This window comes from Microcoleus sp. Pol11C3 (genome assembly GCF_036701485.1).
GTDB lineage: Bacteria > Cyanobacteriota > Cyanobacteriia > Cyanobacteriales > Microcoleaceae > Microcoleus.
The window spans coordinates 1-18825 of record NZ_JAUBQW010000035.1; the positions used below are offsets into that span (position 1 = coordinate 1).

The 18825-nt window shown below is 45.1% G+C and carries 14 protein-coding genes; 6 read left to right on the forward strand and 8 right to left on the reverse strand.

Annotation, left to right across the window (positions count from 1 at the left end):
- The first annotated feature begins 159 nt into the window (after nt 1-159).
- Nucleotides 160-702 (forward strand): hypothetical protein, encoded by a 543-nt coding sequence (locus QUA40_RS10770; protein WP_333125074.1) that lies wholly within the window; start codon nt 160-162, stop codon nt 700-702.
- A gap of 130 nt (nt 703-832) precedes the next feature.
- Here QUA40_RS10770 and QUA40_RS10775 read toward each other — a convergent pair whose 3' ends face one another.
- Entirely contained in the window at nt 833-2371 is a 1539-nt protein-coding gene (locus tag QUA40_RS10775; RefSeq protein ID WP_333125077.1) for a DUF4041 domain-containing protein, read from the reverse strand.
- Between the two features lie 147 nt (nt 2372-2518).
- Between QUA40_RS10775 and QUA40_RS10780 the strand changes: the two genes are divergently transcribed.
- The gene (locus QUA40_RS10780) at nt 2519-3406 is read left to right on the forward strand and encodes an ROK family protein (protein WP_333125079.1); all 888 of its coding nucleotides are present in this window, start codon (nt 2519-2521) and stop codon (nt 3404-3406) included.
- A gap of 170 nt (nt 3407-3576) precedes the next feature.
- On the opposite strand, the gene QUA40_RS10785 is transcribed toward QUA40_RS10780, so the two are convergent.
- The 3 genes from QUA40_RS10785 to QUA40_RS10795 all read right to left on the reverse strand — a co-directional run bounded on the left by QUA40_RS10785 (nt 3577) and on the right by QUA40_RS10795 (nt 7189).
- Nucleotides 3577-3999 (reverse strand): hypothetical protein, encoded by a 423-nt coding sequence (locus QUA40_RS10785; RefSeq protein WP_333125081.1) that lies wholly within the window; start codon nt 3997-3999, stop codon nt 3577-3579.
- 469 nt (nt 4000-4468) lie between these two features.
- Nucleotides 4469-6127 (reverse strand): CTP synthase, encoded by a 1659-nt coding sequence (locus QUA40_RS10790; protein WP_333125084.1) that lies wholly within the window; start codon nt 6125-6127, stop codon nt 4469-4471.
- Between the two features lie 105 nt (nt 6128-6232).
- Nucleotides 6233-7189 carry an Rpn family recombination-promoting nuclease/putative transposase gene (locus tag QUA40_RS10795; protein ID WP_333125087.1) on the reverse strand — a complete coding sequence of 319 codons (957 nt, stop codon included), beginning with the start codon at nt 7187-7189 and terminating at the stop codon, nt 6233-6235.
- A 246-nt stretch (nt 7190-7435) separates the two neighbouring features.
- On the opposite strand from QUA40_RS10795, the gene QUA40_RS10800 reads away from it, so the two are divergent.
- From QUA40_RS10800 to cutA, 3 genes are all read left to right on the forward strand, one after another.
- A complete protein-coding gene (locus tag QUA40_RS10800; protein WP_333125090.1) occupies nt 7436-9946 on the forward strand; it encodes a VIT domain-containing protein in 2511 nt (836 codons plus the stop codon).
- Nucleotides 9947-10199: 253 nt separating this feature from the next.
- Complete coding sequence (locus tag QUA40_RS10805; protein ID WP_333125092.1) at nt 10200-11096, forward strand: pentapeptide repeat-containing protein; 897 nt, start codon at nt 10200-10202, stop codon at nt 11094-11096.
- Between the two features lie 134 nt (nt 11097-11230).
- Nucleotides 11231-11551: a divalent-cation tolerance protein CutA gene (gene cutA / locus QUA40_RS10810; protein ID WP_333125151.1), complete on the forward strand. Its 321-nt coding sequence runs from the start codon at nt 11231-11233 to the stop codon at nt 11549-11551.
- A 67-nt stretch (nt 11552-11618) separates the two neighbouring features.
- On the opposite strand, the gene QUA40_RS10815 is transcribed toward cutA, so the two are convergent.
- Nucleotides 11619-12158, reverse strand: coding sequence for a DUF2231 domain-containing protein (locus QUA40_RS10815; RefSeq protein WP_333125095.1), 540 nt, complete (start codon nt 12156-12158; stop codon nt 11619-11621).
- Between the two features lie 51 nt (nt 12159-12209).
- Nucleotides 12210-12488, reverse strand: a complete 279-nt coding sequence (locus QUA40_RS10820; RefSeq protein WP_333125097.1) for a hypothetical protein — start codon at nt 12486-12488, stop codon at nt 12210-12212.
- 211 nt (nt 12489-12699) lie between these two features.
- Here QUA40_RS10820 and QUA40_RS10825 point away from each other — a divergent pair, with 211 nt between their 5' ends.
- Nucleotides 12700-13869: an FAD-binding oxidoreductase gene (locus QUA40_RS10825; RefSeq protein WP_333125100.1), complete on the forward strand. Its 1170-nt coding sequence runs from the start codon at nt 12700-12702 to the stop codon at nt 13867-13869.
- Between the two features lie 68 nt (nt 13870-13937).
- Here the strand turns inward: QUA40_RS10825 and QUA40_RS10830 are convergent, their stop codons facing one another.
- Together QUA40_RS10830 and QUA40_RS10835 are read right to left on the reverse strand one after the other, a co-directional pair.
- A complete protein-coding gene (locus QUA40_RS10830; RefSeq protein WP_333125102.1) occupies nt 13938-15047 on the reverse strand; it encodes an ATP-binding protein in 1110 nt (369 codons plus the stop codon).
- 4 nt (nt 15048-15051) lie between these two features.
- On the reverse strand, nt 15052-18759 hold the full coding sequence (locus QUA40_RS10835; RefSeq protein WP_333125104.1) for a PAS domain S-box protein: 3708 nt from the start codon (nt 18757-18759) through the stop codon (nt 15052-15054).
- Between the last annotated feature and the right edge of the window lie 66 nt (nt 18760-18825).

Here is an 18825-nt window from a genome sequence, read left to right on the forward strand (position 1 = left end):
GGGATCTTAAAATCCCAAAAGCCTTTTGACCCAAACTTTTTATCCACAACCCCTTGACAGGTCAATACAGTATCTACAGATATCGCCGACAATCTATATGTAATCATACTTTTGATAATTGCTATAAAATACAAAATACTCACCCTCCAAACCCTACAAATGCTAGACAAAATTCTGCAATTCTTCAAACGACTAATTCAGCGAATATTGGGAACCCCAACCCCACCATCCCCGCCGGGAAATACCGTCATCCGCCCCACCCTAACTGACGCGGAATACGAGTCGAAATTCATGGAAATCCTGGAAGGGATAAATGCCGGTTGGAGTCGAGGGGATGTAGCGGGATTCTTAATCGCAAAACGCCTTAAAGATGGTGAATTGGCGGCTTGGTTGCGACGGTTTGGAGAAAGATTGTTAGAGGCCGAACATGATGATACTGCTGCTACGAATGCGGTGGCATCGCTTCAGGAATTGGCGCAGCGGCTGGTTTTGTTAGGTAGAATTGGCAGCGGGGAATTGTCAGAGATTGCGAGGCAAATTGGGCGGGAGATATTAACACGGTTTCCGCTGCCGGAGGTTGAGGAGGAGGATACAAAGGGGAGGGTGATTGAGGCGGTGTTTGTTGGGGATGGTTTGGGTGGTTCTGGGGAAGTGAATCGGGGAGGTGGAGAGGGTGCCGGGGATGAATCGGAAAAAGTATGACGGGTTTGGCGAAAGTTGGTTATAAATCCTGTACAAAAGCATGGCTGAGTGAAAGTAATAATAACTTGCGGATATTGGTTAAACGCTTCGACAGATTGCCGCTAGGTGGACTCCATAGCCTTTGCATTTTTTATTCGTTTTCATCAGACTCTTCTTCATCCCAAGTGGGCGTATAATTTGAGTCAGGAGGCTGGGTTTCTCCGCATTCTATAGCTAGCGTTTTGCGATATTGTTCTGCCTCGGCAACCTTAATAAATTGAATTGCATCTTTTTTTACAGTTTTAGTTTCTGCTGCAATCTTTTCAACGGCAGAGGCGATTTCATCCAATGATACCTTAAAGAATTCCTTGCGTTCGTTAACTTTGTTGACGCTTTTATCGCGAAAATATTTATGTAACAGATTCTCAATTTCTGGCACATTTTCACAAGAAATCATTGCGTGAATATCAAAAGGAAATGGCACTGACGCTCCACTTAGTTCTTTAATCCGCTCCTCCGGCTCAAATCTGCGTGTCATCCCTATCTTATAAACATTTTCGCCAAAAGAACCAATATTTGAAATGACATATATATGACCAGATTTTGTCATCTGAGCGCGAGATATAGCCCTTTGATTACCAAGAGACTCTTCAAGTTGTTGACTGAGTTGTTGGATTTTAGCCTCTAGTTGTTCTTTTTGTTTGCCAGCAGCTTGTTCCATTTCGCGACGAGCTTGTTCTAAAGCTTTTTCGCGGCTTTTTACTTCTTGTTCCGCCTCTTTCTTCGCTTTTTCTATTTCACGAAGCTCTCTCTCTTCCGCGCGCATTTGCTCTCGAATTCTTCGCTGTTCTTCTGCGTCGGCTTGTTTCTTCTCGTGAAATTCATGGGTCAGATATAGTTCTTCTAGTTTGAGAGCGAGATACGTAGACATGATTGTACAGCGATTACTTTCTGATAATTTGTTAATGGTTTGACAAGCTTTGTTGATCCTGTTTTCTAATTTTTGGACGTTATTATATTTAACCTGAAGAATTGCAGCATCGCACTCACCATTAAAGGCTTTTAGTATAAGTGTGAGAAAGTCATCGCTCAGTTTTTTACCTTGGGTTTTGCTGCCAACTACTGTCCAGGGTGCATGACAGATGGCAGCCGTCTTATTTTTGAGCATTTTACTTTGTTGGCTTCTGATATTATCAAGTCTGACCTTATATTCTTCAGAACTGCCAAAATTATACTTAGATTGATAAAATCCAAAAGATTGAACTAATTCTTCTTCTTGAACTTCATTGAGTTTGTGCTGGATTGTTTTGATCTGAGCATTTAGTCTCTGTTGCTCGAAGACTATCTGGTCGAGTTCCCTTTGTTTGAGATTTATATTTGAATCTAATTGCTTTTCAAATTTTTCTTTAGAAAAGATTGTGTCATACTTACGTAAACTTTTTTCAACTTTTGAGAGTTTGAGTTGCGTGTATCTTAGTAGAGCAGCCAAAACTATTGATGCTACGGCGAGGAGTGTTGACAACATCAGGATTCTGTATCTTTGTTGAATACGTTTGAATATAACTGAAAGTTTATGAATTTGGCAAGTTGCTAGAGATTTAGCCCGATCGCCTTCAGTATGATCGCTAACTACCCACTCTACTTGATTGGTTTGGGTGCGATCGGCAATATCCAGGCGATCGGCTAACATACGAATTACGACTTCTCGCACCACTGTGCGGAAAGGGTTACACCGAAATAATTCCTGCAATCTATAAGGTGCACGCAGTGTACCCTACAAGATGTTGATACTATGAGGATTAATCTCCAATTCTTGCATCCACAAACTCAAATCGTAATGAAACAAGTAATCGGCATCGACTTAGGCGGAACCGCAATTAAACTCGGCAGATTTAGCGAAGACGGCATTTGTCACCAATCCTTAACTGTTCCAACTCCTCAACCCGCAACGCCAGAAGCAGTTTTAGCGACAATGACCGATGCTATTTTACAACTGAATCCGGTCGAAAATGCTGTAAGTGCGATCGGCATCGGCACACCAGGCCCCGCAGACGCAGCCGGCCGCATAGCCAGAGTAGCAATTAACCTCAAAAACTGGCAAAATGTCCCCCTGGCTGACTGGTTGGAAGCTAAAACCGGACTGCCGACCATCTTAGCAAATGATGCCAACTGTGCCGGATTGGGAGAAGCTTGGTTAGGTGCAGGAAGGCACTTTAAAAACCTAATCTTACTAACTTTAGGTACAGGCGTCGGCGGTGCAGTTATCCTAGACGGCAAACTATTTGCAGGCCATCTAGGCGCGGCCGGAGAACTAGGATTAATTGCCATAAATCCCGACGGCCCAGAGTGCAACAGCGGCAATCGCGGTTCTTTAGAACAGTATGTTTCGGTGCAGGCAATTCGCCGGGAAACGGGTTTGGAACCTGTAGAATTAGCAAATTTAGCTAAGTCTGGAGATGCCAAAGCTTTAAAGTATTGGCAAAATTACGGGCGCTATCTGGGTATCGGTTTGGCAAGTATAATTTATATTTTAACGCCGGAAGCTATTATTATCGGCGGTGGAATTAGTGCAGCTGCTGAATTTTTCTTACCGCAGGTTCGAGAAGAAATTGAGCGGCGGGTTCTGCCGAGTTCTCGCGAAGATTTGCAGTTATTGGTTGCTGAATTGGGCAATCAAGCAGGGATGGTAGGGGCAGCAAAATTAGCTTGGCAGCTTGGTCGATAGTGAAAATTTTAAAAAGCAGCGCATTTTACTGCGCTTTTTTCATATCTAAAATTAGGGTGCAACCTAAACACTTTAGCTCAAAAAAAATAAAATGAATGTGAGGAGTTACTAAACATAGTCTCCCTTCATTGTTCAGGCGTCTAACTAATGACTAATGACTAATGACTGCTTCATGGCAGAGATTGCCCTGTCGTATTTTTAATGTATTCCTGAATTTCTTGATAAGTTTCCGGGTCGCTTTGGCGGAGGATAATAATATTAGTTGCACTGTCAGGCAGGCAAAAGCTTAGCCGACCGTTCTGTTCGCAAGCAAAAGAGCTAATTCGACTCATATCGATCGCAAATTCTTTGCGGTCATAATTAATTTTAATCCACGAACCTCTAGAATTGCGATCAATGGTTTTTTTGAGGTAATCGAGAACTTGCTTGTAAGCCTCATAATGACCTTGGGGATTGAGGATAATCGGCTGACTGCTATTAGGCAGCCAAAAGGTGAGACGCTTGTTATCCAGTTCGCTCGAAAAAGCACTAATAGTGTCAAGGTCAATTATGTATGTACTTTTCTCATAAGTAATTTTGCTCCAATAAGCCACAAAGCCTCCTCAAACCTGTGTTTCCTGGTATTTTAGGATAGTTTGACAACTCCTACCATTTTAGATTTTAGATTTTAGATTTTAGATTGGGCATGACTGATGACTATCGGGGTTTGGAACTTGCCTAAAGTTGCATTTTTTTGGGAAACTGGTATCACCCTTGAAATCCAAGCTAAAAAGTTAAGTAAAAATATCAGCATTTTTACCTTCTGTCGAATGCGTTTTACCTTCTCCCTTCGGGTACTAGCCCCCCCAACCCATATGCTAGGGCTAGGGGGTGAGGTTTTTCACTGGTTGAGAATGCTGCCTGATATCATGTCCGGTAAGTGCGACCCGCATTAAATCCGATTGTTGGGTTGGGCGGGTGAGAGTACGATCGATTGTCTGCCTGATTTGACTATTGTGTACTCTCACCCGCGCCTACAGACATCTAATATATCAGAACTAATCGATCGCACATGATATGAGATCAGTTTGCTGCAACTTTCCCGGCAACCAAGTCGCGACCCTCATCTTCTAAAACATCCTGCTTTCCCTGGATGCTGGCCGCCTGGATAAACCCTTGAAACAATGGGTGGGGGGTGCTAGGTCGAGATTGGAATTCGGGGTGAAATTGACTGGCTATGAAAAAGGGATGGTTGGGCAATTCGATCATTTCTACCAATCGGCCGTCTGGAGATGTGCCGGAGACTGCATAACCTGATTCTAAGAAAAGATTGCGGTAGGCGTTGTTAAATTCGTACCGATGGCGGTGCCGCTCGTAAATCACTTCTTTCTGATAAAGTTTGAAAGCTAGCGTGTCTGGGTTGACGCGGCACGGATACAAACCTAGTCGCATTGTACCGCCCAAATCGACTACATCTTGCTGTTCTGGCAATAAATTAATTACCGGATTTGATGTATCCGGGTCAAATTCAGCGCTGTTGGCATCCTTTAGTTGGGCGATGTTGCGCGCCCATTCAATCACAGCACACTGCATCCCCAAACACAAGCCCAAAAATGGTATTTTATGGTGTTTGGCATATTCTATAGCCGCTATTTTGCCGTCTACTCCCCGAATCCCAAAACCTCCCGGTACAAGAATGCCGTTGATATCTTTGAGATAATTATCGAGGTTTCCCGATTCTAAATCTTCTGAGTTAATCCAGCGCAAATTTAGGTCGCCGCCAATCGCAATTGCTGCGTGCCGCAAAGCTTCGACCACCGAAAGATAAGCATCGTTCAACCGCACGTATTTGCCCACCAAAGCAATATCAATTTTGTGATTAGGACTGTAAAGCCTGTTGACTAAAGTTTGCCACTGATGCAAATCTGGCTGGCGATGTTCGAGTTGCAGCAAATTGAGCGTTTGTTGCGCCAAACCTTCCTGTTCCATCATCAGGGGCACTTCGTAGATACTTTTAGCATCTTGAGATGTGATGACACATTCTTCGGGCACGTTGCAGAATTCCGACAATTTCTGTTTCATGCCCAAAGACAGCGGGCGATCGCACCGACAGACTAAAATATCTGGTTGAATGCCGATCGACCGCAATTCCTTCACCGAATGCTGAGTCGGTTTAGTTTTCATCTCCCCAGCCGAAGGAATCCAAGGTATCAGCGTGACGTGCATATACACAACATTTTGCCGCCCGACATCCTTGCGAAACTGCCGAATTGCCTCCAAAAATGGCAAAGATTCAATATCTCCCACCGTTCCCCCGATTTCCGTAATCACCACATCGGGATTAGTATTTTTTGCTACTCGATGAATTCGCTCTTTAATCTCGTTAGTGATGTGCGGAATCACCTGTACCGTACTCCCCTGATACTCGCCGCGGCGTTCTTTGTTGATCACCGCTTGATAAATGGAACCCGTGGTGACGCTGTTGAGGCGAGACATGGAAGTATCGGTAAAACGCTCGTAATGCCCCAAATCCAGGTCTGTTTCCGCACCGTCTTCCGTCACGAAGACTTCTCCGTGCTGAAAGGGGCTGAGAGTGCCAGGGTCAACGTTAATATAGGGGTCTAGCTTCAAAATCGAGACCGAATAGTCCCGCGACTTCAATAGGCGGCCCAAGGAAGCAGCGACAATTCCCTTGCCGATACTGGAAACCACGCCGCCGGTCACAAACACAAATTTGCTCATAGGATTTTCGACTTTAGATGTTTCAATGTCAGGTCAGACTCAAATGTGACATAGGTAATCCATAAGGGCAACCACAGGGGATTGCCCTTACACCCATTTGACCTATTATTGACGATTGTTATGTGCTTGCAACCAAGTTGTCAAATCTGACAACGTGGCAAAGTCTAATACAGCCTCTCCTAAACTCTCTAATTCCTCAACGGATAACTGACTTATACAGGCTTGGATCTCCGGCGACAGTGCGCCTACACTACGTTCCAACAGGCGAGTAATTAATCGCAAATTTCCTTGTTTGATACCTTGCTCGATACCTTGCTCGATACCTTGTTCGATACCTTCTGCAAGGGCTATTTTGGTAGCTAGACTAATGGAGCCACGCTGGTCTTGAATCCAGATTTCTCGCTTATCTAAATCATCTAGTTCCTGAGCATTTAGATTTGCTGTACTGGCAATTTGAAAAGCCTGTTTCAGTTCCTCTACATTTCCCAATTCTTCTGGAACAGACTGTAAAGCTTGAGCTGTTTTCATGAAGTATATCCACTTGTCTGTCAAAGTTTCTAATTCATCTAGTCCCTTGTTGAATTTTGGTAACTCCACAAACACCAGCTCAAATTCATCCGCTAGATAATCTACTAAAAATGTCTTTTCTTTGAAGATGAAGTGCGAAATCACTGTGTCCATGTTCTCAAACATTTTAAAATCTGTAATTGTCAGAGCAATCACAGGGTTTAAATTGCTATAGCCACTTCCTGTGCTTAGCTGCATTGAATAAGTTTTAGTTGCATTATACAAAACCCGCTGCTGAAAGTATTCTACATTCAAAACCTGCATTTCAATAATCACAGTTTTGTCACCAGTAATCTTGGCTTTAACATCCAAGTAAGTATCTTTAATCCCTTTAATGTTTGGAGCTAAATAGGGGTCGATAATTTCTAAATCTTCGATAACTGACTGTGCTTCGTAGAGGAGAGCATTTAAGAAACTAATCAAAATGTCTTTACTGTCCTCCGAGCCGAATATTTTTTTAAAGGCAAAGTCGGTTTTGGGGTTGATAAAATTCATGGTAATTACAATTTATTAGGATTTCAGGGGTTTCGGTTAGAGCTATTTAACTGTCGTCTAACTTAATTATACAATCTTGCAGGTTAGGCTCGATCGCCCGTTGGCGAAGCCCTCGAAGAGGATCAACCAAACCGACTGGTTGTTACAGCCGGAGAGTCATTTTTCCCAGAAAGCTAACTCAGGAACGTTTCGCTAACGGTAAAGTCATGGTAGATAAAGCACCTCAAGTCTGCTAAAAAAACAGCTATGAAGTTTGTCTGCGTTATATCCCCTCAACGGTTGCTTTCTGCTGGTATCGCATTGCTCGCGGCGATCGAGTGTGGCGCGTGGCTTTCTCCAAATGCGGCGCGGGCAAAAGCTCCTGGGGAAAATTATTCGTCTGTGTCGCCGAAAATCGTCGCTAGTAACGATGTTAATTGCAATAGCGGACGATCGCCCGAAACTCGCTGTCCTGTCGGCGGTTTGTTCGTCAAGGATCAAAATACGGCCAGAGAACAAGTCTTTCCTCTCAAGCAGACTGAAGTTAAAGCCAAAATTGCTGGCAATATCTCCCGCGTCGAAGTTGTTCAGAAGTTTGAAAATCCTTTTCCCGAATCTATAGAAGCTGTTTATGTATTTCCTTTGCCCGACGAAGCGGCGGTGGACGATATGGAAATTAAAATAGGCGATCGCACTATTAAAGCTGATATCAAACTCCGCGAGGAAGCTTTGGAAATTTACCAAAAAGCCAGACAACAAGGTCGAACTGCGGGTTTGTTGGAACAAGAACGCGACAATATTTTTACTCAGTCTCTCGCTAATATCAAACCGGGAGAAAAAATTGAAGTTACGATTCGCTACACGGAAAGTCTCAAGTTTGCCGGCGGCGATTATGAATTTGTGTTTCCAATGGTGGTAGGGCCGCGCTATATTTCGGGAAATACGATCCCCCCCAACCCCCCCTTAGCAAGGGGGGGCTATAGTTCTGGTGCCGATCGCATTAACCCGCCTGTTTTGCCTCCCGGAACGCGATCGGGTCACAATATCGCTGTTTCGGTAGAAATAGATGCCGGAGTTGCGATCGGCGATGTCCGCTCTACTTCCCATCAAATTACAACTGACCGCAGCGGCAACATTGTCCAAGTCCAATTAGCCAATTCTGACACAATTCCCAATAAAGATTTAATTTTGCGATATCGAGTGGCGGGCGAAAATACTCGGGCAACTATTTTGACTCAATCCGACAAGCGGGGCGGTCATTTTGCTACTTATTTGATTCCGGCATTAAACTACAAAACTAATGAAATTGTACCTAAAGATGTCGTGTTTCTGATGGATACTTCCGGTTCTCAACAGGGCGAACCGCTGGCTAAATCTAAGGAGTTGATGCGCCGCTTCATTCAAGGTCTGAATCCCAACGATACTTTTACTATTATTGATTTTGCCAATACTGCCCAAGCGCTTTCAACTACTCCTTTAGCAAATACTGCTGCCAACCGACAAAGTGCAATTAATTATATCGAAAAGTTACAGGCTAACGGTGGCAGTGAATTGCTTAACGGCATTCAAACAGTGATGAATTTTCCGGCGGCGGCAACGGGAAGGCTGCGGGGTATTGTATTAATTACTGACGGTTACATTGGTAATGAAAATGAAGTGCTGGCTCTGGTTCAGCAGAGTCTGAAACCAGGAAATCGACTTTATAGTTTTGGTGTCGGCGGTTCAGTGAATCGGTTTTTGCTCAACCGTTTGGCGGAGGTGGGAAGAGGCACTTCTCAGGTAATTCGTCAAGATGAACCGTCAGCAGAAGCGGCAGAAAAGTTTTTTCGTGAAATTAATAGTCCGGTATTGACTAATATTCAAATTAGTTGGGAAGGAATGGGGGAAAAACCGCAGATTTATCCGATCGCACCCCCAGACTTGTTTGCGAGTCAGCCGCTAGTTTTGTTTGGCAAAAAGACCGATCGATCCCCCGGCCAACTTCGCATCCGCGGCACTCAAGCGGGCGGCAAAGCTTACGAGCAGATTTTACCTGTTAATTTTGCTCAATCCGGCGGGCGGCAGCGGGAGTCTACTTCAGTCACAGCAACCGCTACGGATTTTGGAAATCCGGCGGTAGCTCAACTTTGGGGGCGATCGCGCATTAAAGATTTAATGAATCAAATGTTTGGTGGGGAGACTAAATCTCTGGTGGAATCTGTGACTAATACTGCTCTGACTTATCGCTTGCTGTCGGAATACACGGCTTTTGTTGCTGTGAGCGAAGAAGTGCGAGTGGAACCAGATGGAGTTCGTCGTCGCGTGCAAGTGCCTGTGGAATTGCCGCAGGGTGTCAGCTATGAAGGTATTTTCCAGTCGGAGGGGGCAGAGCCAACTAGAGGCGGCACTCACAGCTATACCTCGACTCGCGGCCCGGTACCGGTGAGTCCAGCTCCTGCTATGGCGCCGCAGCAAGGTTACGGTGAGTTGCAACGCCCGAAGCCTTTGGCTTCTCGCCTCCAAGTAGTTAGCGCCGAAGGGTTGGATGCCGGGGCGATCGCCACTTTGACTCAATACCTGCAATCTGTTAATCTCCCGGCGGGGGTTAGCGGTGAAACGGTGTGGGAGTTATCGGTACAAGACGGCCGCATTGCCAGAGTGGCGATAGATACTCAAACCTCGACGCTGCAAGGAACAGACGCCGTAGAGACTCTCAAGAAAGCCTTGAGTTCCTGGCAACCTCCTGCAGGATTCAAGGGGACGCTGCGCCTGAAGTTGCGAATAACGGTCGATCGTTAAGCAAGGACTATCTATGTCACAAAACATTAACTTTTAATTCAAAAATACCGAAAGGGCGATCGCTACCGCGTGGAAGATATAAAATCTTTATTAAGAGATTGCCTTTAAACAGAAAGTAATGTTAATGAAATTTATACCGTTTGAGGCAAACGCTAAAACAGTTTCCTTTCTGAAACAGTTTCCTTTCTGAAACAACCTTAACAGTAAAGATTTTTGGATCGAAACCCCACAATCATAGAAGGTATGATGCCCTATGGAAGTTAGTGAACTGCTCAACAATTACGAAAAAGGACAAAGAGATTTTACTGGAGCCGACCTCAGCGGGAAAAACCTCAGCGGAGCAATCTTAATCGGAGTCAACCTTTCGCGAGCTAATCTTTCCGGGGCGAACCTCAGCAGGGCGTTTCTCACCAAAGCAACACTCAAAGGTGCACAGATGCAAAGAACAAATCTGACTTTTGCCAAAATGGGCGAAACCCAACTTTCGGGTGCAGATTTGACAAAAGCTAATTTGAGTGGAGCTTTTTTGGTAAAAGCAAAATTGCCCAGAGTAAAGTTAAGCGGCGCAACTTTAACTAGCGCAAACCTGCGGGGTGCTGTGTTGTGGAATGCCAATTTGTGCAGCGCCGACTTGCAATTAGTTAACTTGCTGGGCGCGAATCTGACGGGAGCTAATTTTAAGTGGGCCAACCTTTACGGTGCAAGGCTCAATAGTGCAAAACTTTTTGGAGCTCAATTAACCGGAGTCAGTCTGCGGCGAGCGCAGTTGACAGGGGTGAATCTCTGCGGTGTAGATTTAAGCGGCGTTAACGTGAGCGAAGCTAAACTAATGGGAGCTAATTTGGAAGGCTCGAATTTGGCGGGGGCGAATTTCAGCGCGGCTCAGTTGCGTGGGGTGAAGTTGGCGGGTGCAAACTTAACCGGGGCTAAGTTGAGGGGAAGTTGTTTGATAGGGGCAAATCTGAATTGGGCAAAGTTGTGTCAAGCAGATTTGATGTCAGCAGATTTGAGCGAGGCGACGTTAATAGGAGCTAATTTAGATAATGCTTTGTTGGCGGGAGCTATTTTGCCGGAATCTACTAGGCACTATTTTTCCTTAGCTGGCGCTGGCAAAGTCAATTCTTGGGAAGTTACGGAAATTAATTGTTGACTTTTGACTGTTGACTGATGAGTGTTGACTGTTGACTGATGACTGTTGACTGATGACTGTTGACTGATGACTGTTGACTGATGACTGTTGACTGATGACTGTTGACTATGACTGTTGACTGTTCACTGATGACTATGACAATTAATTTTGGGGTAGTGCTGGTAACTGCGGCATCGGAGGCGGAGGCGGAAAATATTGCTAAATCTCTAGTTGAACACAAGCTGGCTGCTTGTGTGAGTTTGTCGCCAATTCGCTCAATTTATACTTGGCAAGGCGAGATTCATTCCGAGTCTGAGTGGCAGTTGGTAATTAAAACTGATATGGCTAAATTTGAGGCTTTAAAAACAAAAGTTCAGGAACTCCATTCCTATGAAGTTCCCGAAATTATTGCTATTCCTATTATCGCTGGCAGCGATGCTTATCTCAATTGGCTGGGACAATCTTTAAGTTTTTAGTCAAGACTTTAGCCCTAAATTATCCAGTGAAGAGGGACTGAAGTCCCTACTAAAAATGGTCAGAAACCTAGGAATTATGACTGGTAGGGCCGATGACGCCGACTTTGTGACGAAAACTTAGTTCGCCACCGAACCAGCCTGTAATGCCCAGCAAGGTTGCCACCACGATCGATATTGCTAAACCTGTATATACGATCGGCTCAGCCGGATTTCCTTGTCGCAACAGCAAGTTAATCAGGGTAAGTACCATAACCGCCACATTGCCGCCCATGTGCAACCAACCGGCACTACGATCGCGCACTCTTTTAACTTTGAAAAAATCTAAAAAGCCCGTGATTGCGGCCAAAATCCCCGCAGCAAAACCGACACCCATCAGCCAAACCGAAGCTCTCGCCCAAAACGGATCGCTTGTCAGCCAATAACCGATGTCCGTGCCCGCGGCTCCTACTAAAAAGGCTACCGGAAAGATGACGATGATGGGGTGGATGGGATGGCCTGCAACTGAAAGCGTACTTGTAATGCCGGCGTCGCGATACTCTGCGTCATCACTTTCGAGAATCGGCGGAAGATTGGGATAGGGCGTACTATTTCTGGGATTTGTTTCCATGATTGCTACAGATAAATTTTGTACAACAAAGCCGTTTTTATTGAATTGAACTTAATCCCAAGTCCGCTCGCCATTTTCGTCAACGCGGGCCTGCCGAATTACGTCGGAAATTTCGTCGGCGTCTTTGACGTGGTGCAAAGCTTTCTTTTCCCCATCGGGTTCTTCTACGATCACATAAGTTGGAACTGTAACTGTATCTCCCGTGATGTCGGGCACGTGGTCTACCGCCAGTTGCTGCGCTTTTTCTTCAATGGTTTGCGGTTTGTCGGAAATGCGATCGCCCGGATTAACAGTGCGCTCCATATCTTTGCCTGGTTTGTCGATACTCATAAAAACCTCTCTGGTATTTCTAATTTTTTGCTGACTCTAATTCCTACTATTGAACGAAAAATATCTGTACGCAAACATCTCCCGACGGGTGGAAGTTTCAGTTATGCCGATCGCAGGCAGCCTCTTCCTGTAGGTAGAGGCTTTTCGATTGGTTCCGAAAAAAGCTAAGCTAAAATCTAAGCATGATATTTTCCTTCCCTTTGAGTTGCCCATGAAAAGTTACGATTGGATTGTTGTCGGCGGCGGCATTACGGGTGCATCACTGAGTTACGAACTGGCAAAAAAAGGTTTTGCTGTGCTGCTTTTGGAACGAGATGCTACTATGCAAAATGCTACTCGTTTTAGTTATGGTGGCTTGGCTTATTGGTCGGGAACGACTGATTTAACTCGGCAATTGTGTCAGGAAGGTATCGAACGCCACCGCCATTTATCGGCGGAATTAGATGCGGATACTGAGTTTCGGGAATTGGATTTGTTGCTGACAATTGATGCGGGTACTGATGCCGAAAAAGTAGCGGCTAACTACGCGCATTTTGCGATTGTTCCGCAGCTTGTGAGTGTTGCAGAAGCTGGCGAGTTGGAACCTTTGCTGAATAAAAGTGCGATCGCCGGAGCTCTGACTGTGCGCCACGGTCACATTTCGCCGACAGCCACAAATAAAGCTTATTGTCAAGGGTTTCTACGGTGGGGAGGAACGATAGAATTTGCTGAAGTAATTGGGTTTATAGAAGAGGGAAATCGGATTTCGGGAGTCAAGACGGCGCAGGGAATTTATCATTGTGAAAATGCTGTGGTTTGTGCTGGAGGTTGGAGTCGGACTTTGCTGAAAGCCGCTGGTGTTTCTGTGGGAGTTTATTTTACTCGCACGGAGATTTTGGAAACTCCACCTGTGGATTTGAAACTCAGGACTTTGGCGATGCCTGCGGTATTAAAACGTTTTGAATTGGAAGCTGAATCGAGTAGAATTGAGGTGGATTTTCTTTGGGATGAACCGGGTAAAGAGTTGCTGTCGCCGATTTTAGATGCGGGTGCAATTCAATTTAATGATGGGAGTTTGCGGATCGGGCAATTGTCTCGCACTTTGAGCGATTTGAATGCTAAAGTTGATCGCGAAACCAGCGAAACCGCAATTCGTGCAGGAATCAGCAAAGTTTTGCCTGATTTGGCAGGTTTATCGGCAACTTGGCACGAGTGTAGTGTGGCATTCAGCGCTGATAATTTGCCTGTAGTGGGGCCGATCGCCGATCGCCCTGGATTGCACGTTTTTTCTGGTCTCAGCAATCCTTTGACTATTGTACCTGCTTTGGCTGAGCGATTTGCGAAGGCGGCGGGGGGAGAAGAAGATAGGGCGATCGAGCTTTTATCTCCCAACCGATTTTAGATTTTAGATTTTAGAATTACTCCGGGTCAACAGTCAACAGTCAACAGTCAACAGTCAACAGTCAACAGTCAACGATACAAAGGCAGCGTGACAATAAATGTAGTACCTTTGTCGATCGCACTTTCCACACTTATTGTACCGCCGTGCAGGTCAACTATGTGTTTGACAATGCAGAGTCCCAAACCAGATCCTTTAATCTTGCCTACATTAGCACCCCGTTCAAACTGCTGAAATAGTTTTTCTTGATATTCCGGTGTCATCCCAATTCCCTCATCTCGAACGCACAAAATTAGTTGTTGGTGTTCGCAGATTAGGTCTAAACTTACCTTGCCACCGTTTGGAGAATATTTAATAGCGTTTGAAAGCAAATTAGTCAGAAGGTGGTGCAGTAGTTTGGCATCGAGATTGGCGTGCAGCGGATTTGTGTGACTGCGGAAAGTTACGAGGTGTTTCTCGGTGACTATCGGTTGCAGTTCTTCTAAAATAGAGGTGCAGAAATCCGTCGCATTGATCGGATTTAAATTTAAGGAAATTTTGCCTGATTCTGCTTTGCTAAGCATTAAAATATCTTCCAGCAAACCACTCATATTACTGACGGCTTTTTTAATTCGATCAACATTTTTATTCGTAGTTCCGGGCGCTCTCTGCAATTCGCTATCTTCTAACATTTCAGCAGATAATTGTATGGTAGTTAAAGGAGTGTTTAAATCGTGGTAAGCCATTGAAATAAAGCGCGATCTAGTTTCGCTTTTTTCTGCTGCTAATGTCATTAATTTTTTCATGCTAACGGCTTCTTGATGTTTGCTCAGTGCTATCTTGATAGTGGCGTGCATTTCTCTTTCTTTAAAAGGTTTGAGCAGGTAGCCGTAAGAACCAGTATTTTCGGCTCGCTGCAAAGTTTCGTCGTCAGCATAGGCAGTTGTATAGATAATTGGTATATCTAATTCTTGATTAATTATTGCTGCTGTTTCTATGCCGTCAATGTCGCCTTTGATAACTATGTCCATTAAAATTAAATCGGGTTTTAGTTCGCGGCCGCGCTGGATGGCATCCGCTCCTGAAGAAACGATATCGGCGATTTGATATCCCAATTTTTCTAATTTTGGGGATAAATTTTTAGCAATTAACAGTTCGTCTTCGACAATCAAAATATTAATTTTTTTTTCGGCAAAACTCATGTTTTTACAATCTGTGAGAGTAGTTTAACTCGTTAAATTTTAAGTGAAAGGATGTACCAATTTCTCTGGATATTTCGATAGTTCCTTCTAACTGCTCGGTTAAAGTGCAGACAACTTGAAACCCCATTGAGTGAGTTTTCCGAAAATCTAAGTTTTGAGGAAAGCCAATGCCATTGTCCTTAACTAAGAGGTTGATTTCTTGATCGCCCGTTTGATAACATTCTACACTAACTGTACCAGTTGTGCCATCAGGAAAAGCGTGTTTCAGGGTATTTGAAACCAATTCATTGGCAATTAAACCGCAGGGAGTAGCAGTTTCAAGATTTAAGGAAATTGGCTCAGCTAATACCTGCAACTGAATTTGGTTGTTGCTAATATTGTAAGAGTGAAACAAGTTATTTACCAAATCTTCGAGATATTCGCCAAAATTAATTTGAGCCAAGTTAGTCGAGCGGTACAGTTTTTCGTGAATCAGAGCCATAGAATAAAGGCGCTCCTGACTTTCTTCAAACATTTTGCTTACTTGCGGGTCGGCAACTGTGTTCGATTGCAATTCTAACAGACTGGCAACTACGCAGAGGTTGTTTTTGACGCGGTGGTGAATTTCTTTAAGCAAAATTTCTTTTTCTCTGAGGGAGTTTTTCAAATTTGCTTCCGCTTGTTTGCGATCGCTTAGTTCAGCTTGCAGTTGCTGGTAAAGTAGAGATTGCTGAATGGCGATCGCCAATTGATTCACCAACTGCTGAAATAAATTGATTTCCCATTCTTTCCAATCACGAGGGCGATCGCATTGGTGGGCAATCAGCAATCCCCAAAGTTGGCTGTGCTGAATAATCGGCATTACTAACTTTGCCCTAACTTCAATTTGTTTCATAAACTCCGCCACACAAGGTGTAAGGTAGGGAGAATCTAGTTCGGAGATCGCAGAAATTCGCCCTTGCAGATAAAGCTGATAACTTTGGGGCGGAAAAGCCTCTTCGCCAAAATATCTATCCATAAGTGGGCTGCATCCTTCTGCCACGGCTTCAGCAATGACTCGGCCGCCGTTTTCGGGTAAAAGTTGATAAACCAAAACTCGATCGGCTAATAATACTTGCTGGAGTTCCGCAACCGTGGTGTTGAGAATTTCTTCTAATTGCAAAGACTGGCGGACACGACGGGCGATCGCCTCCACAAGCCGTTCTTGCTCGAACTGCTGCCCCCTAGCGAGTTCGGCGTATTTAGAATTGCTAATATCAGCGGCATAACCAATAATTTCGATCGGAACGCCCATGCTGTCAACCAATAGTTTTAGTTCCGTCCTTAGCCAGCGGTAAATTCCGTCTTGGTGTAAAAAACGGTACTCGAAAATGCAATTTTCTCCCTCGCACAAATGCGAAAAATTTACTAAAAATTGTGGTCGATCTTCAGGGTGGATTCGGCTAGACCAAAATTTACAATCTGCTAACAATTCTTGGGGGTCGTAGCCAACGATTGTCTGAACATTGTCGCTGATGTAAGTAGTACAAAAGTCCCCCGTAGGTGCGGCTGTAAAAATTACCGCCGGATTAGAACCCAGCAACAATTGCAGGCGTTCTTTTAACTGCTGAAATTCCATTTCTGCCCGCTTGCGATAACTGATATCTTCGATCGCCCCCATGCTGTAAAGAGGAATGCCCTCGCGATCGCGGATCAGCGTCACCGTCAAATTTGCCCACATCAGCTCGCCATTCTTCTTAATCAAGCGTTTTTCCGTTTGGAAACGAGAAATATTGCCACAGATCAACTGCTTGACTTCCTCTACATCTGCTTGTAAATCTTCTGGATGCGTGAATTCAGTAAAAGTCATGGTAGCCAACTCCGAATCGCTGTAGCCCAACATCTGGCGGTGAGCTTCATTCACTTTGATCGTGTGGTAGTCGCGCACGCTTGCCAAACCAAGCGCGATCGGAGCATCGTCAAATAAGTTGCGAAACTTTTCCTCGCTCTTTTGCAGTGCAGCTTCTGCGTATTTGCGAGCGGTAATGTCTCGGGCGACCCACATCACCCGATCAAGCTCCAGCGGCGAAATACTGGCCTCAAACCAAAATAATTTGCAGCCAATTTCCATGCTGTATTCAATTCTGTGGGTTTGCCGAGATGCCAATGTTTGGCGAATGTGGCCCAGGGCAAAATTAGCTTCCGCTTCTGGGAAGATTTCGGCGAGGGTTTTGCCCAGCACTTCAGGAGCCGGTTTGTACAGCAGTTCGGGAGCCGTGGGGGCGATTTTGAGGTAGCGGCCGCTTGCGTCGAAAACCATGACGATATCCGTCATGGCGTTAAACAGCGCCAGCAGTTCGGCTTCGGATTTTTGGAGTTTTTCTTCCGTCAATTTGCGATCGGTAATGTCGGTGTCAGTGCCAGTCAGGCGGAAGGCCTTGCCAGAAGCCGATCGGATCGCGCTGCCGCGGGCAAGTATCCAGCAGGTGCTGCCGTCTTTACGCAGCATCCGGTGTTCTACTTCATAAATTTCTGTCAAACCCTCTAGATAAGCATTTACTGCTTCGGCGACTGCAACTCGATCGTCGGGATGAACATGAGATGCCCAATTTTCCATGCGGTTAGGAATCTCTGTTTCCTGATAGCCCAACAAAGCTTTCAAAGACGGAGCAATGTAGATTTCGTCGGTTTCCAAATTCCAGTCCCAAACCCCCACTTTGCCAGCCGATACTGCCATTTCGTACCATTGTGTCCGCTGCTGCACTTGCAGTTCTAACTCTGCATTGAGCTGCTGCAAAGCGATTTCTGCTTGTTTGCGATCCGTGACATCCCGGCCTGCTGCTTGATACTCGACGATTTGTCCGCTCTCGTCAAATATCGCCCGATCGATCCACTGGTTCCAGCGAATTTCCCCGCTTGGCAAAATTACTTGGTGCTCGCAGGTAAAAATAGGGTTGTCGGGAGACACAGAAATATATTGCTGTTGAAAAATTTCTCGGTCTGCTTCTGGCAGCAGGGACATGAAGCTGTTGCCGAGCAAGTCTTCTGGTTGCACACCGAAATAGCAGCAGTAAGCTTGATTGACAAAAGTTATTTTACCGTCTGGGAGGTAGCGGCAAATCAGTTCGCTTCGGTCTTCCACAATCGCCTGGTAGCGCGCCTCGCTCTGTCGCAGGGCATTTTCGGCATTTTGGCGATCGCTGGCTTTTTCTAGTTCACAATTGCCCTCTAACAGTTCGCATTGTTCCTGGAGTTTTGCCACTTCTTGATTCAGTGCCTCGATCCAGCTATACATTGCTGGGCGAATACTTTTTTCACTGACTATACCTACTGGCTGACCCCGTTCATCTACAATTGGCAAGCAATCGATCGAGTATTGACAAAATAGCTTGAATGCGGTAATAATATCTGTAAATTCTGATTCTTGTAAGACAATTAAATTCCGCGTCATTGCGTCGGCAACTTTCATGGCTTGCCATCCGTATTCGGAGGCGGCTAAGTTCAGCACATCTTCCGGGCTTAGCAGTCCGACTAGCTGATTTTCATCGACAACTAAGACGCAACTAATCGATGCTTTTACAGTTTCGTTTGAGTCGGGAAATGCAGGTGAATTAGGCAGTGGGCAAGGGTTGCTCGTCCCACGCATCAGGGCGATCGCATCCCGGAGCGAAGTTGAGGACCCAACCGTCACAGGGTGGCGATCGACAGATTCTAAAGGGGATGGTAAATTAGCCGACAAATTAGCAAGTTCCATTAGTCTTGGTCAAAAAGTATTGCTAATTAACTTTAGCAACGATTTTAGTCATCAGTCATTAGCCAG

Bases quoted from the DNA above. Each gene is read 5' to 3' on its own strand.
- QUA40_RS10770 (WP_333125074.1), top strand. From the start codon at position 160: ATGCTAGACAAAATTCTGCAATTCTTCAAACGACTAATTCAGCGAATA.
- QUA40_RS10775 (WP_333125077.1), bottom strand. From the start codon at position 2,371: ATGTTAGCCGATCGCCTGGATATTGCCGATCGCACCCAAACCAATCAA.
- QUA40_RS10780 (WP_333125079.1), top strand. From the start codon at position 2,519: ATGAAACAAGTAATCGGCATCGACTTAGGCGGAACCGCAATTAAACTC.
- QUA40_RS10790 (WP_333125084.1), bottom strand. From the start codon at position 6,127: ATGAGCAAATTTGTGTTTGTGACCGGCGGCGTGGTTTCCAGTATCGGC.
- QUA40_RS10795 (WP_333125087.1), bottom strand. From the start codon at position 7,189: ATGAATTTTATCAACCCCAAAACCGACTTTGCCTTTAAAAAAATATTC.
- QUA40_RS10800 (WP_333125090.1), top strand. From the start codon at position 7,436: ATGAAGTTTGTCTGCGTTATATCCCCTCAACGGTTGCTTTCTGCTGGT.
- QUA40_RS10805 (WP_333125092.1), top strand. From the start codon at position 10,200: ATGGAAGTTAGTGAACTGCTCAACAATTACGAAAAAGGACAAAGAGAT.
- cutA (WP_333125151.1), top strand. From the start codon at position 11,231: ATGACAATTAATTTTGGGGTAGTGCTGGTAACTGCGGCATCGGAGGCG.
- QUA40_RS10815 (WP_333125095.1), bottom strand. From the start codon at position 12,158: ATGGAAACAAATCCCAGAAATAGTACGCCCTATCCCAATCTTCCGCCG.
- QUA40_RS10820 (WP_333125097.1), bottom strand. From the start codon at position 12,488: ATGAGTATCGACAAACCAGGCAAAGATATGGAGCGCACTGTTAATCCG.
- QUA40_RS10825 (WP_333125100.1), top strand. From the start codon at position 12,700: ATGAAAAGTTACGATTGGATTGTTGTCGGCGGCGGCATTACGGGTGCA.
- QUA40_RS10830 (WP_333125102.1), bottom strand. From the start codon at position 15,047: ATGAGTTTTGCCGAAAAAAAAATTAATATTTTGATTGTCGAAGACGAA.
- QUA40_RS10835 (WP_333125104.1), bottom strand. From the start codon at position 18,759: ATGGAACTTGCTAATTTGTCGGCTAATTTACCATCCCCTTTAGAATCT.